The sequence below is a fragment of the Arthrobacter alpinus genome (assembly GCF_001445575.1).
Taxonomy (GTDB): domain Bacteria; phylum Actinomycetota; class Actinomycetes; order Actinomycetales; family Micrococcaceae; genus Specibacter; species Specibacter alpinus_C.
Genome location: NZ_CP013200.1, coordinates 3482938 through 3497145 on the forward strand (window position 1 = coordinate 3482938; position 14208 = coordinate 3497145).

The window sequence follows — 14208 nt, forward strand, 5'->3', positions numbered from 1 at the left end:
AAGCGCTCAAGATCCGAGCTGCCTAGGCTGCGAAGAACGAATCCCGCAATAGGGCGCCCACTGCGGCAACTTCTGTCAGGAAGCCGTCATGGCCAATGGGTGAATCAATGTGTCCCACAACAACATCACCGGGAAGCGCAGCCGCCAACTCCTCGGACTGAGAGGGGAAGTAGAGCCTGTCACTATTGACCGCGGCCACCACGAACTCAACATCGGCCACCACAGCCAGCGCCTCCTCCAAAGTTCCCCTGTCACGCGTGACATCGTGGCTCATGAGCGCCTCGGTGATGACAATGTAGCTATTGGCATCAAAGCGGCCCACCAGCTTGTGTGCTTGGTGATCCAAATAGCTTTCGATCGCGAACCTGCCGCCAGTGTCGGGGGCGAGCCTCACATGACTGATGGTGCCGCCGTCGTCCTGGGCCTTACGGCCAAAACGGCTACCCATCTCAGCCTCGGAACGGTAGGTGATGTGGGCAATGCGGCGCGCCAGCCCCAGACCAGCGATGGGGGCAGCCCCCTCGTAGTAGTCCCCGCCAGCAAAGTGCGGATCCTGCCGGATTGCGAGCACCTGAGCTTGGGCAAAAGCGATTTGCTCGGCCGTGCTGGCCGCGCAGGAGGCGACCACGGCGCAACGCTGGACGCGCTCCGGGTAGCTCACAGCCCATTCCAGGGCCCGCGCACCACCCATGGATCCGCCAATGACGGCGTACCAGGTAGTGATGCCAAGCCTGTCAGCCAAGCGCGCCTCCGCATCAACGGAATCGCGGATGGTGACGAACGGGAACCTGGAGCCATACGGTTTGCCATCGGCGGCAATGCTGGAGGGGCCGGTGGTTCCGTAACAGCCGCCAATCATGTTGGCACACACTACAAAGTACTTGTTGGTGTCGATGACTTCGCCGGGACCCACCAGGCCTTCCCACCAGCCGTCTTCTTCGGAATCGCCGCGGCTGACGTGGGTACTGCCGGTCAAGGCATGCTGGATAAGCACGGCATTGTCACCGGCGGCATTGAGAGTCCCCCAGCACTCGAAAGCCATGCTCACCGATGGCAGTTCGCCTCCGGCTTCCAGCGGCAATGAACCAATGTGGATAGAGCGCAGCACACCGCCCCCGCGCCCGACGGCGGCCGACCAAGGACCGCCGTCGGGCTCGGGAGCTACTGTTTCAACACCAGGGGAAATCGTGTTCCGCTCCGAAGCCGAGTCAATCACTTGAGTCACTTAGTTCACTGAAGACTTTGCCGCACGGAATCCGGCTTCAAGGTCTGCGATGATGTCTGCGATGTTTTCCAAGCCGACCGACAGGCGGACCAGCCCCGGACGCACACCGGCGGCCAGCTGCTGCTCGGGTGAGAGCTGAGCATGAGTGGTCGACGCCGGGTGGATGACGAGGGAGCGCACGTCACCCAGGTTGGCAACGTGTGAGTGCAGTTCCAGTCCGTCAACAAAGCGCTTGCCGGCCTCGGCACCGCCCTTGATATCGAAGGCCACAACCGCGCCGGTGCCCTTGGGACCGTACTTGCGGCCGCGCTCAAACCAGGGGCTGGAGGGGATGCCAGAGTAAGCCACTGCTTCAACGTTTTCATTGCCTTCAAGCCAGGTTGCCACCTCGACGGCGTTGCTAACGTGGCGTTCCACGCGCAGGCTCAGCGTCTCGATGCCCTGGGCAATGAGGAAGGCATTGAACGGGGAGATGGCCGAGCCCAGGTCGCGCAGCAGCTGAACGCGAGCCTTGAGGATATAGGCCAGGTTGGCACCCAGGGCGCTGCCCACGCCGAGGTCGCGGGCGTAAACCAGGCCGTTGTAGGTCTCATCTGGGGTGTTGAAGCCGGGGAACTTCTCGGGGCTGGCTGCGAAGTCAAAGTTTCCACTGTCCACAATCACGCCACCAATGGCTGTGCCGTGTCCGCCCAGGTACTTGGTGGCCGAGTGGATGACGATGTCGGCACCCCACTCGATGGGACGGATCAGGTACGGGGTGGCCAAGGTGTTGTCCACAATCAGCGGCACGCCGGCGTCGTGGGCGATGGCACTGATGCTTTCCAGGTCAAGCACGTCCTGGCGCGGGTTGGAGACGGTCTCGCCGAAGAATGCCTTGGTGTTGGGGCGGACGGCTGCACGCCATTCATCCAGGTTGTCGGGGTCCGAGACGAAAGTGGTCTCGATGCCGAGCTTCTTCAGCGAGTGGGCCAGCAGGTTGAACGTGCCGCCGTAAACGCTGGGACTGGAGACAATGTGGTCTCCGGCCTCGGCAATGTTCAGGATCGCAAAGGTGGTTGCTGCCTGCCCGGACGCCAGCAGCAAAGCGCCGACACCGCCTTCGAGGCTGGCGACACGCTGCTCAACAGCATCCTGGGTGGGGTTGCCAATACGTGTGTAGATCGGCTCCAGTTCAGCTAAAGCGAACCGTGCCGCTGCACTCTCAGCCGAGGGGAACACGAACGAACTTGTCTGATAGATCGGCAAGGCTCGGGCGCCGGTCGTGACGTCCGGCTCCTGGCCCGCGTGGATCTGACGGGTTTCAAATGACCAACCGTTACTCATGGATGGATTCCTTCACACTAGTGGCCTACGGCAAAGGTCTTCCTGTGCATCACTGCCGGAAAAGCCTTATGGAGTATGGCCCGCGCTTGCACCATGAACCGGTCGGTTCGGTGCCTGGTCTTCACCCGGGGCACCCCACCGCGGAAGGAGGGTTGCCGGCCAGCAAGCCGGGGCTAGTCGCTGACACTCATGACCTGCTTCCAGTGTGGAAGATCGCACGGAAAGCCGCAAGATTATGACGAGTTTATGACTATTGGCGAATATCTGTTTGAAAATCCGTACAAAAAGTGAGACTGGATGAATTAGTGACTGATGGCCGGCATCTTTGGGCCCACTTGCCCCTTTTGCCGCTCGAGTGTCCAGATAATGCCACTTAGAGACCGTTTTGAGCCTCCTAAGCGACATTATGTGGACACTCGACGCCCTCGGAGGGGTTACTTGCCCAAGCCAGCCCGCCGCAACGCCTCAGCCATGGCCGTATTAGCCGACGGCGCAGCGCCGGGACTCCCCTGGAGTGCACCCTTCTGACGTCCCGCCGGTTGAGCCGAGCCGGATTGGGCCGCGCGAGGCTGGGCGGAGCGCGGCTGGGCCGAGCCAGATTGGGCCGCTCGCGGCTGAGCCGAGCCGGATTGGGCCGCTCGAGGCGCAACCTTGGCTCCGCTACCCGCAGGTGAGGGGCGCCCTGAAGTGCGGGAGCCGACGTCGGACTTCCCACCACGCTGCCGGGAGTCAGCAGGGGATCCCGACTTCGCGCCAGCTCCAACCTCGTCGTCCAGGCGCAGGGTGAGCGAAATCCGCTTGCGATCCGGCTCCACTTCCAACACTTTCACGCGCACCACCTGGCCGGATTTAACCACGGTGTGCGGGTCGGAAACGAAGCTGTTGCTCATGGCCGAAACATGCACCAGGCCATCTTGGTGCACGCCAATGTCCACGAAGGCGCCAAACGCGGCCACATTGGAGACGGTCCCTTCCAAGATCATGCCCGGGTGCAGATCGGTGATTTTCTCGATGCCGTCCGTGAAAGTGGCCGTCTCAAAGCGCGGCCGTGGGTCGCGGCCGGGCTTTTGGAGCTCAGCGATGATGTCCTTGACCGTGGGCAGACCGAACTCACCCTCAATGAATTGGGCAGGGTTCACGGAAGCAACCGCATCCACTCCTCCGGCGATCTCCTGAGTACTGGCCCCTGCTGCGGCGAGGATCTTCCGGGCCACACCGTAGGCTTCGGGGTGAACACTGGAGGCGTCAAGCGGCTCCGCTCCCCCGGTGATCCGCAGAAATCCGGCGCATTGTTCAAACGCTTTAGGACCCAGCCGAGCCACCTTGAGCAGCTCGCGGCGCTTATTGAATGGACCGTTCGCATTGCGGTGAGCCACAATGTTTTCGCTCAAAAGAGGCCCGACGCCGGCCACCCTCGCCAGGAGGGCTGGAGAGGCCGTGTTCAGGTCAACTCCCACCGCGTTCACACAGTCTTCAACCACGGCGTCGAGGGAGCGGTCCAGCTTGGCCGGGGTGAGGTCATGCTGGTACTGGCCAACACCGATGGATTTGGGCTCAATCTTGACCAACTCGGCCAACGGATCCTGCAATCGGCGCGCAATGGAGACGGCACCGCGCAAGGACACGTCCATGCCGGGTAGCTCGGCACTGGCCAGGGCCGAGGCCGAATACACGGAGGCACCTGCCTCGGAGACCACCAGCTTGCTGACCAAACGGTCAGGGTTGATCCGCTTGAGTTCAGCCACAAGTTCAGTGGCCAGCTTGTCGGTCTCACGGCTGGCAGTTCCATTGCCAATGGCAATTAGCTCCACTTCATGCCTTTTGCACAGCGATAACAAGGTGGCGAGTGCTTCATTCCAGCGCTTGGCCGGCGCATGCGGATAGATGGTTTCGGTGGCGCTCACCTGACCGGTGCCGTCCACAATAGCCACCTTGGTGCCCGTGCGAAGCCCGGGATCAAGCCCGAGTGTGGCACGGTTCCCGGCGGGAGCTGCGAGCAGAACATCGCGCAGATTGGCGGCAAACACGCGCACGGATTCCTCTTCGGCGCTCTGAAACAGCCGCACACGCAGGTCCACTGACAGTCGGGTGAGAATGCGGGTGCGCCAGGCCAGCCGGGCGCTGGTCATGAGCCACGCATCGGCGCCGCGTCCGGATTCTGAGATGCCCAAGGATCGGGCCACAGCGTTCTCGTACGCCGCACGGGCTTGCGCTGTTGCCTCTTTGTCGCGGGTGTCGCCCTCAGCAAGATCCAGCGAAAGCGCGCCTTCCTTTTCGCCTCGCAGCAAGGCCAGTACCCGATGGCTGGGCAGGGTGTGCGGTGGTTGAGCGAAGTCAAAGTAGTCCTTGAACTTCTCCCCTTCAGCGTCTTTGCCCGCCTTCACACTGGAACGCAGCCGGCCGGTTTTCCATAGCCGTTCACGCAACTCACCAACCAGCGCTGCATCCTGGCCGGCGCGTTCAATCAGGATGGCCCGGGCACCAGCCAAGGCATCGTCTGCTGTGGCCACTCCGCGGTCTGAGCTGACAAACGCATCCGCTTCAACGGCCGGGAACTTCGTTGGATCTCCCAGCAGTGCATCCAGCAGCGGTTCCAGACCTGCCTCGCGGGCGGTGTCGGCCTTGGTCTTGCGCGTGGATTTGTACGGCAGGTACAGATCCTCCAGCTCGGACTTCGTGGCGGCGGCCTCCACGGAACGGCGCAGGGCTTGCGTCAACTTCCCCAAACCGTGAATGGTTTCCAGGACAACTACGCGGCGGGCCTCCAATTCACGCAGGTACCGCAGGCGTTCGTCCAGCTCACGCAGCTGGGTGTCATCAAGGGTGCCGGTGGCTTCTTTTCTGTACCGGGCAATAAAGGGGACGCTAGCGCCGTCGTCCATCAGGCCAATCGCGGCACGGACCTGAGCGGGGCGCACACCCAGTTCAGCGGCGATGGTGTTGATGATGCGCTCGGCCTGGGCGGCGGCTGTGGGCAGATTCAGGGGTGCAGCAGTCTCATTCACCCTCCAATTCTGCCCCACGCCGCAGGCTCTCCGGGACCCAGCAACATCACACATCCCACATGAGTTAGGTAACACTAAGTCGAGAGGCGGATCACAAAGTGCCAAGATGAAGTTATGCGAATGGATCATGTTTCTTACGCCAGTGAATCAGACGGATTGGCTGCCACTACGGAGCGAATCGCAACAGCCCTCGGGGTCAAGGCAGTGAAGGGTGGTGTGCACCCCCGCTTCGGCACCCGCAATATGATTATTCCCCTCACGGACCACCATTATGTGGAGATCGTGGAGTGCCTCAACCACCCGGCGTCGGACAAGGCACCGTTCGGACAGGCCGTGCAGGCACGCTCCGCTGCGGGCGGCGGCTGGATGGGCTGGTGCGTGGCCGTGGACGATCTGGCCCCCTTCGAGGAACGCCTAGGCCGCAGCGCAGTCCCCGGTAACCGCAAGTTCCCGGACGGCCAAGAGTTGATCTGGCAGCAGATCGGCATCAAGGGCCTGATCGCGGACCCGCAGGTGCCTTACATGCTCAAGTGGGAGGGCGATCCTGCCCTCCACCCCTCGCAGGCACGCCCCTCCGAGGTGCGCCTGGCTTCGCTGACCATCGCCGGCAGCGCCGAACGCGTCACCGAGTGGTTGGGTGAGCCCGTAGAGGCACCGTTGAACGATGTCGCCGTGGAGTGGATCGCACCGCGAGGCACCCCCGGCATCATGAGCGTCACCTTCGAAACGGCCAACGGCCCGGTGACCATCTAGTTTTTGAGTTGAGGGGGTAGTTGTTACCTTTCGCCCGTGGTCTACCGGAGGCGAAAGGTAACAACTACCCCCTCGTTTGAGTTGAACGGGGTTAGCGGCCGCGTTTGGTAACTTCTACCCCCGAGCGTGTCAGGCCTGGGCGTGGCAGTCTCAGGCGCGGCAGTCTCAGGCGTGGCAGACCCGAGCATGGCATCCGCAGCGGACGGCGGCGCGCGCTCAGCCGCCGAAGCCTAGCGCCGGACCGAGCGTGAACGCCGCAATATCCACTAGTGCGTGCGCCACGACTAACGGCGCCACACGGCCCCACTTCTTGTAGACCCAGCCGAACAGCAAGCCCATGGCGACGTTGCCAATGAACGGCCCGAACCCCTGATACAAGTGGTAACTTCCACGCAGCAGTGCCACCAGGACAATCGCTGCCCAGGGCCCCAGCCCAATTTTCGCCAGCCGGCCCAGCAGGTACCCGTTGAGGATGACCTCCTCCAGCACGCCCGCCCGAATGGCCGACAGCACAAGGACCGGCACCGTCCACCAATACTGATTCAGGGCGCTGGGAATGATCTCGGTGGTGATCCCCATGGCCCGCCCGGCAGCATAAAGCCCCAGCGATGGCACCCCAATAACCACCAACAGCCCCAGTGCACTTAGACCGTCGCGCAGCGGATGCCGCCAGTCCAGCCCAATACTGCGGAACACGGATTTCCCGGGCTCGGCCAGCAGATAAAACACCAGCATGACAGGCACCAGGGCAAAGAAAATATCCAGAATTTGGTACGTGAAATCAAAGAATTCGCGGTTGTTGCGCACCGCATTAAGCGTGGAGGTCCCCTGCGAAATGGGCGCCCGGCTCAGTTTATCCAGCAGCGACACCACCGAATATACGGCCGATTGACCGATCGATACCCCCAGCACCAGCAGTACTTCGGTAATCAGCCGTCGCCGAGACTTGGTGCCCCAGCCTTGATGGTCGACGGCGGATGCGGCACCTTGCCGCGGTGGCGACCCGGCACCGGGGGCGAGAGGGGCGCGGACGGGAGCAACGCCGTCGTGCTTGGAGAAGGAAGGCAACGGTTCAGTCATAGAGGTAATCATGCCGCTCCTGACGCAGTTGTGCATGCCAAGTCGGTAAGCTCGGGGAATGAGCGCTCCCCGACAGATCATCATGGTGCGGCACGGGCAGTCGGCGGCCAACGTTGACCAAACCCTGTACAACCGGCTTCCCGACTACCGCATTCCGCTGACCGAGCTCGGTGTTTTGCAGGCGAAGGCTGCCGGGGAGAAGGTCCGGCGGCAGCTAGACGGGGAGAAGGTGCGGGTCTATGTTTCACCGTATTTGCGCGCCTATCAGACGCTGGAAGCCATGAATTTGGGCGACCTTGTGGACACCACCATGGAGGAGCCGCGGCTGCGAGAGCAGGACTGGGCCAACTTCCAGAACCCGGCGGAGATTGCCGATCAGAAGGAACTGCGCAACGCCTACGGGCACTTTTTCTACCGTTTCCGCGAGGGTGAATCCGGCTCCGATGTATACGACCGGGTGTCATCGTTTATGGAGACCCTGTTCCGGCAGTGGGCCAAACCTGACGCCGCGCCCAACGCCCTGTTCGTGACGCACGGGCTGACCATGCGACTGTTTTGTATGCGCTGGTTCCACTGGTCGGTGGAGTACTTCGAATCGCTGAACAACCCGGAGAACGCCGCAACTCGCACGCTCGTGAAGGACGGCGACCGCTACCTCCTGGACAAACCGTTCGAGCAGTGGACACCAGCAGAACCCGGGACCACTGTCCTGGATGCCCCCGACCATATTTGGTGAACTCCGGCGGGGCCCGCGCCCGCACTACCCAATAAGAAACACTTGGCTGACCTAATTATAAATTTTCGACACCTAAGGGTAGCCTTGCCTGAGAGCTGAGGCACTCCCCAGTTTTTCCCATCCATGGAATCCCGGAGCATTGGGTGCTTGCAACACTAGTTATTGGCCTGCGAGAAGGCCTTGAAGCCGCATTGATCGTGGGCATGATCGCCGCTTTCTTGCGCCGCAATTCCGTCTCCCTCAAGCCCATGTGGCTCGGCGTTGGCGCGGCCGTAGTGCTCAGCGCACTCGTGGGCATCATCTTGGAAATCGTCTCCGCCGCGCTCCCCCAGCAGCAGCAAGAAGCCATGGAAACCGTCATCGGTGTGGTGGCTGTGGTGATCGTGACGTTCATGATTGTGTGGATGAGCAAAAACGCCCGATCCATGAAATCCTCGCTCGAAGCTCATGCCGGATCGGCCATCAAGGGCGGCTCAGTCGTTGCCATGGCAACCATGGCCTTCCTCGCGGTCCTGCGTGAAGGCGTCGAAACGGCCGTTTTTATGGTGGCCGCGTTCCAGTCCTCCCTCAGTCCAGTCGCCGCCGGAACCGGCGCCTTGCTGGGCCTGGCCATTGCCGCTGGGGTCGGCTTTCTACTGTTCCGCGGAGCCATTAAACTCAACCTGGCCAAGTTCTTCAAGGCCACGGGCGTCTTTTTGGTGTTCGTCGCCGCCGGTCTGGTCATGAAATCCCTGCGCACCGCCCACGAGGCCGGCTGGGTCAACGTGGGCCAGGATCCCACAGTTACCTTGGCGTGGCTCGCTCCCAACGGCAGTGCGCGTGCAGCAATCCTGACAGGCGTTCTGGGCATCCCCAGCGATCCACGCGTGGTGGAGGTCCTGGGCTGGGCCCTCTATCTGCTCCCCATGCTGGCGTTCATCCTGTGGCCGCGCACTTGGCGCCCGTCCGCAGCAGCCCTGCCGCGTGTGCAATTCATCGCCGCCGGTGTCCTCGGCGCAGCCGCGATTGTGCTGATCATCGCCGCCCCTCTTGCCATCCCCGCCAATCCCCTCTCGCCAACAAGTACGACGCCGGCCATCACCTCCGCAGGTGAGGCGGGAGTTAAGCTGCAACTCACCTCGGGCGACGCCGCCAGCGCGGACGTTGCTGCCGGAGCTAGGTCTGGTTCCGGAGCAGGGTCTGGTTCCGATGCCATCTCAGGTGCCGCTGCCACCGCCGAGAAGACGCTGCTCGTCACAGCTGCCGACGGCACCCAGAGCAGCTACCCGCTCACCCCTCATGGCAGCGAATCCCACGCCGGGCGCACAGTCTCCGCCTACACCGCTGTGGCAACCGCTGATGGACAGGGCGAACCCGCCAGCCTCTCCGTGACTGCCTTGACCGAGCTCAACGGCGGGCGGACGCCGGTGGGTATTAGCAGTTCCAGCAACCCAGGACCATTCACGGCAGTCTGGACCCACAAGGGCAAAATCTCCGTGTGGCTCGTCAACGATGCCATCATCGACGCCTCCAATACGCAGAGCGCCACCGTGACGCTGAGCGGCGGCGGCTTGAACACCCCGCGTACCATCGCCGTATCCGGCCACGACGGATGGCTGGTGCCCGAAGACGACGTCACGGCCGCCGTCACCGAACTCAACAGCTTTGAAGCGGCTAGCACCGAAAACGTGCTGTGGTCCCGCTACCTTCCTGCCGTGTTCCTCATTGCCGCGATGGTTCTGCTCGCTGCCGGCCGCCGCAACCGGCGCCAGCTGCTCGTTACAGCACCCTCCCCGTAACTCTTCCCTCCAGCGCTTGGCTTATGCCAACCGGCCCTTTGCGCTCCCCAAACGTCTTTCACCCGCGTTCTTTTCATCTCTACCTTCAAGGACTTTCATGATCTCCTTCGCCCCCCGACCCTTCCGCTCAGTGGCACCGGCCGTTCTAGCCGGCATGGCTGTGCTCACCCTTTCCTTGTCAGCGTGCGGCAGCGCAGCTACCACCAACGCTGGCAACGCCGCGGATCCCGCAAAGGGTGGCACAGCGTCGGTGAGTAATGGCGCAGCCCAGATCGCGGTCAGCGTTGAAAAGGTCGACGGCGAGGATTCTTGCGTCCCCAATTTCACCTCGGCCCCGGCCGGTCCCGTCACGTTTACCATCGCTAACAAGGACGCTTCCGGTGTCAGCGAGGTAGAACTGCTCAGCGATAAGCGCATCCTGGGTGAGCGTGAAAACGTGATTCCTGGCTTGAAGTCCGTGAGCTTCACCGTCACGCTCACTGGTGGCGAATACCAGCTGTACTGCCCCGGTGCCGGCAAGGAATACCAGCCGTTCAGCGTGAGTGGTGCAGCCGCATCCGCCGCCGCCAACGGTACGAGCGGTTTACTCAAGCAGGGCACCGATGGCTACGCCAAGTATGTCTCCGGTCAGGTGGACAGTCTGGTGCTGGCAGCGGCCACACTGCAGGCTGCCGTTGATTCCGGTGATGTTACCGCCAGCCAGAAGGCGTACGCCGAGGCCCGCCCGTTCTTCGAGCGGATCGAACCAGTCGCTGAGAGCTTCCCCGATCTGGACCCCGCGCTCGACCTTCGCGTGGCCGACGTCGAACCTGGAACAGAGTGGACTGGCTTCCACCCGTTGGAAAAGGATTTGTTCGAGGCTAAGGCCATCACGGCGTCCTCCAAGGCTCTGGCCGCTGGCATTGTGAAGAATGTTGCCACGCTGAAGACGCTGACGGCCGAGCTCGAGACCAACGCTTCCTACAAGCCTGAGGAGCTGGCCAACGGTGCTAGCGGACTCCTTGAAGAAGTTCAGTCCTCCAAGATCACCGGCGAAGAAGAGGCGTACTCCAAGCTGGATCTGGTGGATTTTGCTGCCAATATTGAAGGTTCACAGCAGGCGTTTGAGTACCTCAAGCCGGCGCTGAACGAGATTGATCCCGCCCTGACCAAGCAGATTTCCGGCCAGTTCGAGACGGTCAACACGTCGCTGGATGGCTACAAGGATGCCAACGCGCTGGGTGGTTTTAAGGCTTACACGGACGAGTTGAAGAAGTCCGACGCCGCCAAGCTCACCGCCCTGATTCAGTCGTTGCAGGCACCGTTGGCCAAGATCGCTGAGAAAGTAGCCACGGTCTAAATGACTGAGATCACTCCTGCCGCGGACAAGGTTTCCCGGCGCAGGTTCTTGAGCGGATCTGCCGCCGTGGCCGGTGCCGGGGGGCTGGTTCTGGGCGCCGCCGGAGGTACGGCTATTGCCGCCGCCGCGGCGCCCGAGCCGGTCTCCGAAGAAGTCCGCATGGCCGAGCGGGCTTCTCTGACATACCCCTTTTATGGGCAGCATCAGGGCGGGATTGACACTCCCCCGCAGGACCATCTGGTTTTTACCGCCTTTGACGTGACGGCGCTAACGGCCGTGGAATTGCAGCTGGTCTTGGCCAAGTGGTCGGCCGCCATGTCCGAGCTGACGGCGGGTTCCCCCGTGGGGAAGGTGCAGCCTGAACGCGAACAAGCCATTCCCGTTGATACAGGTGAAGCCACGGACATGGGGCCGCAGGGGTTGACGCTGACGCTGGGCTTTGGGCCATCGTTATTTGACGGCAGGTTTGGGCTGGAGAAGTTCAAACCGGTCGATTTTGCGGACCTTCCCGCCATGGCCGGCGAGTCGCTGGATCCGGCCTTGACCGGGGGCGACCTCTGCATTCAGGCCTGTGCCAACGATCCTCAGGTGGCCTATCACGCTGTGCGAAACCTGGCCCGAATGGCCCGGACCTCGGTGCGGACCAAGTGGACAGTGCTGGGCTTTGGCCGTGCATCTGCCGGAGCTGAGCAAGCCACGCCGCGAAACCTCATGGGCTTCAAGGACGGCACCCGCAATATCCAAGAACCCGCCGATTTTTCGGACCAGGTGTGGGTTGGCGAGGAAGCAGGCCAGCCGTGGATGGTGGGCGGCAGCTACCTCGTGGCCCGGAAGATTCACATGTTGATTGAGACGTGGGACGAAGACCCCATTGGCGATCAGCAAACCATTTTTGGCCGGACCAAGAAAGAGGGCGCTCCGCTGACCGGGGCCAAAGAGCACGACGTCCCGGACTTCCACGCCGCAGTAGCTGGCGGCACAGCGGATGAGACGGTCATCGCAGCGGACTCACACATAGCCTTGGCCGCTCACGAAAACAACAACGGCACCAAGATCCTGCGCCGGGGTTACAACTTCACGGACGGCCTGGATTCGGTGGGCCGTCTGGATGCCGGGCTTATGTTCCTGAGCTTTCAACGCAGCCCGGAGCAGTTTATTGCCCTGCAGCGAAAACTGGGGAAATCGGATCGACTCAACGAGTACATCCGCCATGTGGGTTCGGGCGTCTTCGCCGTTCCCGCCGGTCTGCCCGCCGCCGGTAGCTACTATGGCAAGGAATTCTTCGCCTAAACCCCTCCGGCCCCGGTTCCAGAACCACGAATCCGCTATTTCTGAGCACCCCACAACCACGAGTGTCCACATAATGTACGTTTCCAGCCTGAAAACGGCCTGAAACGTACCTTATGTGGACACTCAGCGATGGATCGGGTGAAATTCGGGTGAAACTAGACCGTTGCGGGGACGCGCTCGCCCTGAGCGGGGCCATCGGAACCACGTGTGCCGGTAGTACCAGCGGCGCTATCAGTACCCGCAGCGCTCTGCTCACTGGCACCAGAAGAAGAACCGTGGTCGTCGTCCTCCATGTTGATTTCATCGAACGGGTTCCGGCCGGCCAGGACTTCGCGGGCCCTTTCGATATCCAGCTCCTTGGTCCACTTGCCAATCAGCAAGGTGGCCACAGCGTTGCCGGTGAAGTTGGTGAGGGCGCGGCACTCGGACATGAACTTGTCGATGCCAACAATGACGCCCATGCCGTCGAGCAGAACCGGCTTGTGGGCCGCCAGCCCGGCAGCGAGGGTGGCCAGACCAGCTCCGGTGACACCGGCAGCACCCTTGGAGGCAATGACCATGAAGACCAACAGGCCAATCTGCTCACCCAGGTTCATCGGCAGGCCCATGGCGGTGGAGATGAACAAGGCGCTCATGGTCAGGTAGATGGCGGTGCCGTCAAGGTTGAAGGAGTAACCGGTGGGGACGGTGATGCCCACAACGGGCTTGGAAACTCCGGCATGTTCCATCTTGGCCATCAGTCGCGGCAGAGCCGATTCGGAGGAGGATGTGGCGAAGATCAGGAGGTATTCGCGGCCCAGGTAACGCATCAGGGTGAAAATGTTCAGGCCGGTCACCAGACGCAGGATGGAACCTAGAATCACCACGATGAACAGTGCACAGGTCAGGTAGAAGGCACCCATGAGGATGGCCATGGAACCAATGGCGGCCCAACCCGTGGCACCGACTACGGCGGCGATGGCACCAAAGGCGCCGACCGGAGCGAGCCACATGATCATGGTCATCAGCTTGAAGACCACTTTTTGAATGTGTTTGACACCGTTGAGCACCGGCTCGCCGGCCTTGCCCAGGGACTGCACGGCGAAACCGACCATAAGTGCCAGTACCAAAGTGGGCAGCACGGGGATGTCACCGGGAATCATTTCCATGAGGAACTTCACCGTGGAGTTTTCCTCGGCGCCGCCACCGGCCTTGTACGGCTGCAGGTGCAGACCGGCGCCCGGGTGGATAATGTTGCCCACCAGCAGACCAATGGCCAGCGCCACTGTGGACATGGTCATGAAGTACAGCAGAGCCAGGCCGCCCACCTTGCCCACGGTGGCAGCCTTGGCAATGGAGCCAACGCCGATCACGAGGGTGCAGAAGATGATGGGCGCAATGACCATCTTGATCAACGCAATGAACATGGTTCCCAGCGGCTTGAGTGACTTGCCAACTTCAGGGGCCAGCAGACCAATGGCGGCGCCAAATACCACGGCCGCGATGACCGCAATATACAGCCAATGGGTCTTATCCATTCTGCGCCGCTTGGGTTTGGCCGTGCTGAGGGTCCCTCGTCCTTGAGAGCTCATGGTGACTCCTTGCGTTTTGCTTTGCTGGTGTGCGCCGCTGGTGATTAGCATTGGTAGGTGGGCTGTGCGATCCGCCTCACATAAGATTGCCTCGCAACGTGACTTATC

10 protein-coding genes and 1 riboswitch are annotated in these 14208 nt (G+C 61.9%); of the genes, 5 read left to right on the top strand and 5 right to left on the bottom strand.

The genetic code is table 11. The features are described from left to right. Positions 1–22 precede the first annotated feature (22 nt). The 3 genes from metX to AS189_RS15615 form a co-directional block, all read right to left on the bottom strand. On the bottom strand, positions 23–1108 hold the full coding sequence (gene metX, locus AS189_RS15605; RefSeq protein ID WP_062293843.1) for a homoserine O-acetyltransferase MetX: 1086 nt from the start codon (positions 1106–1108) through the stop codon (positions 23–25). A 117-nt stretch (positions 1109–1225) separates the two neighbouring features. Further along, positions 1226–2548 (bottom strand): bifunctional o-acetylhomoserine/o-acetylserine sulfhydrylase, encoded by a 1323-nt coding sequence (locus AS189_RS15610; RefSeq protein ID WP_062290897.1) that lies wholly within the window; start codon positions 2546–2548, stop codon positions 1226–1228. A 77-nt stretch (positions 2549–2625) separates the two neighbouring features. Then, positions 2626–2743: riboswitch (SAM riboswitch) on the bottom strand. Positions 2744–2982: 239 nt separating this feature from the next. Next, positions 2983–5607 (bottom strand): Tex family protein, encoded by a 2625-nt coding sequence (locus AS189_RS15615; protein WP_082634356.1) that lies wholly within the window; start codon positions 5605–5607, stop codon positions 2983–2985. A gap of 60 nt (positions 5608–5667) precedes the next feature. On the opposite strand from AS189_RS15615, the gene AS189_RS15620 reads away from it, so the two are divergent. Continuing rightward, positions 5668–6306 carry a VOC family protein gene (locus AS189_RS15620; RefSeq protein WP_062290900.1) on the top strand — a complete coding sequence of 213 codons (639 nt, stop codon included), beginning with the start codon at positions 5668–5670 and terminating at the stop codon, positions 6304–6306. A 216-nt stretch (positions 6307–6522) separates the two neighbouring features. On the opposite strand, the gene AS189_RS15625 is transcribed toward AS189_RS15620, so the two are convergent. Beyond that, positions 6523–7398 (bottom strand): CPBP family intramembrane glutamic endopeptidase, encoded by an 876-nt coding sequence (locus AS189_RS15625; RefSeq protein ID WP_237759884.1) that lies wholly within the window; start codon positions 7396–7398, stop codon positions 6523–6525. A 46-nt stretch (positions 7399–7444) separates the two neighbouring features. Here AS189_RS15625 and AS189_RS15630 point away from each other — a divergent pair, with 46 nt between their 5' ends. The 4 genes from AS189_RS15630 to efeB all read left to right on the top strand — a co-directional run bounded on the left by AS189_RS15630 (position 7445) and on the right by efeB (position 12529). Next, positions 7445–8122 carry a phosphoglycerate mutase family protein gene (locus AS189_RS15630; RefSeq protein ID WP_062290903.1) on the top strand — a complete coding sequence of 226 codons (678 nt, stop codon included), beginning with the start codon at positions 7445–7447 and terminating at the stop codon, positions 8120–8122. Between the two features lie 143 nt (positions 8123–8265). Then, positions 8266–9900 (top strand): iron uptake transporter permease EfeU, encoded by a 1635-nt coding sequence (efeU, locus tag AS189_RS15635; RefSeq protein ID WP_062290906.1) that lies wholly within the window; start codon positions 8266–8268, stop codon positions 9898–9900. A gap of 97 nt (positions 9901–9997) precedes the next feature. Continuing rightward, entirely contained in the window at positions 9998–11239 is a 1242-nt protein-coding gene (gene efeO / locus AS189_RS15640) for an iron uptake system protein EfeO (protein ID WP_082634358.1), read from the top strand. Then, positions 11240–12529 carry an iron uptake transporter deferrochelatase/peroxidase subunit gene (gene efeB / locus AS189_RS15645; protein ID WP_062290909.1) on the top strand — a complete coding sequence of 430 codons (1290 nt, stop codon included), beginning with the start codon at positions 11240–11242 and terminating at the stop codon, positions 12527–12529. It abuts the gene before it with no gap. Between the two features lie 155 nt (positions 12530–12684). Here the strand turns inward: efeB and AS189_RS15650 are convergent, their stop codons facing one another. After that, positions 12685–14100 carry a cation:dicarboxylate symporter family transporter gene (locus AS189_RS15650; RefSeq protein WP_082634359.1) on the bottom strand — a complete coding sequence of 472 codons (1416 nt, stop codon included), beginning with the start codon at positions 14098–14100 and terminating at the stop codon, positions 12685–12687. Between the last annotated feature and the right edge of the window lie 108 nt (positions 14101–14208).

What these genes read in the sequence shown, in the direction of transcription:
- AS189_RS15630 (WP_062290903.1), top strand. Translation starts at nt 7,445, where the DNA reads ATGAGCGCTCCCCGACAGATCATCATGGTGCGGCACGGGCAGTCGGCG.
- AS189_RS15650 (WP_082634359.1), bottom strand. Translation starts at nt 14,100, where the DNA reads ATGAGCTCTCAAGGACGAGGGACCCTCAGCACGGCCAAACCCAAGCGG.
- efeO (WP_082634358.1), top strand. Translation starts at nt 9,998, where the DNA reads ATGATCTCCTTCGCCCCCCGACCCTTCCGCTCAGTGGCACCGGCCGTT.
- AS189_RS15610 (WP_062290897.1), bottom strand. Translation starts at nt 2,548, where the DNA reads ATGAGTAACGGTTGGTCATTTGAAACCCGTCAGATCCACGCGGGCCAG.
- AS189_RS15620 (WP_062290900.1), top strand. Translation starts at nt 5,668, where the DNA reads ATGCGAATGGATCATGTTTCTTACGCCAGTGAATCAGACGGATTGGCT.
- AS189_RS15615 (WP_082634356.1), bottom strand. Translation starts at nt 5,607, where the DNA reads ATGTGTGATGTTGCTGGGTCCCGGAGAGCCTGCGGCGTGGGGCAGAAT.
- AS189_RS15625 (WP_237759884.1), bottom strand. Translation starts at nt 7,398, where the DNA reads ATGATTACCTCTATGACTGAACCGTTGCCTTCCTTCTCCAAGCACGAC.
- efeB (WP_062290909.1), top strand. Translation starts at nt 11,240, where the DNA reads ATGACTGAGATCACTCCTGCCGCGGACAAGGTTTCCCGGCGCAGGTTC.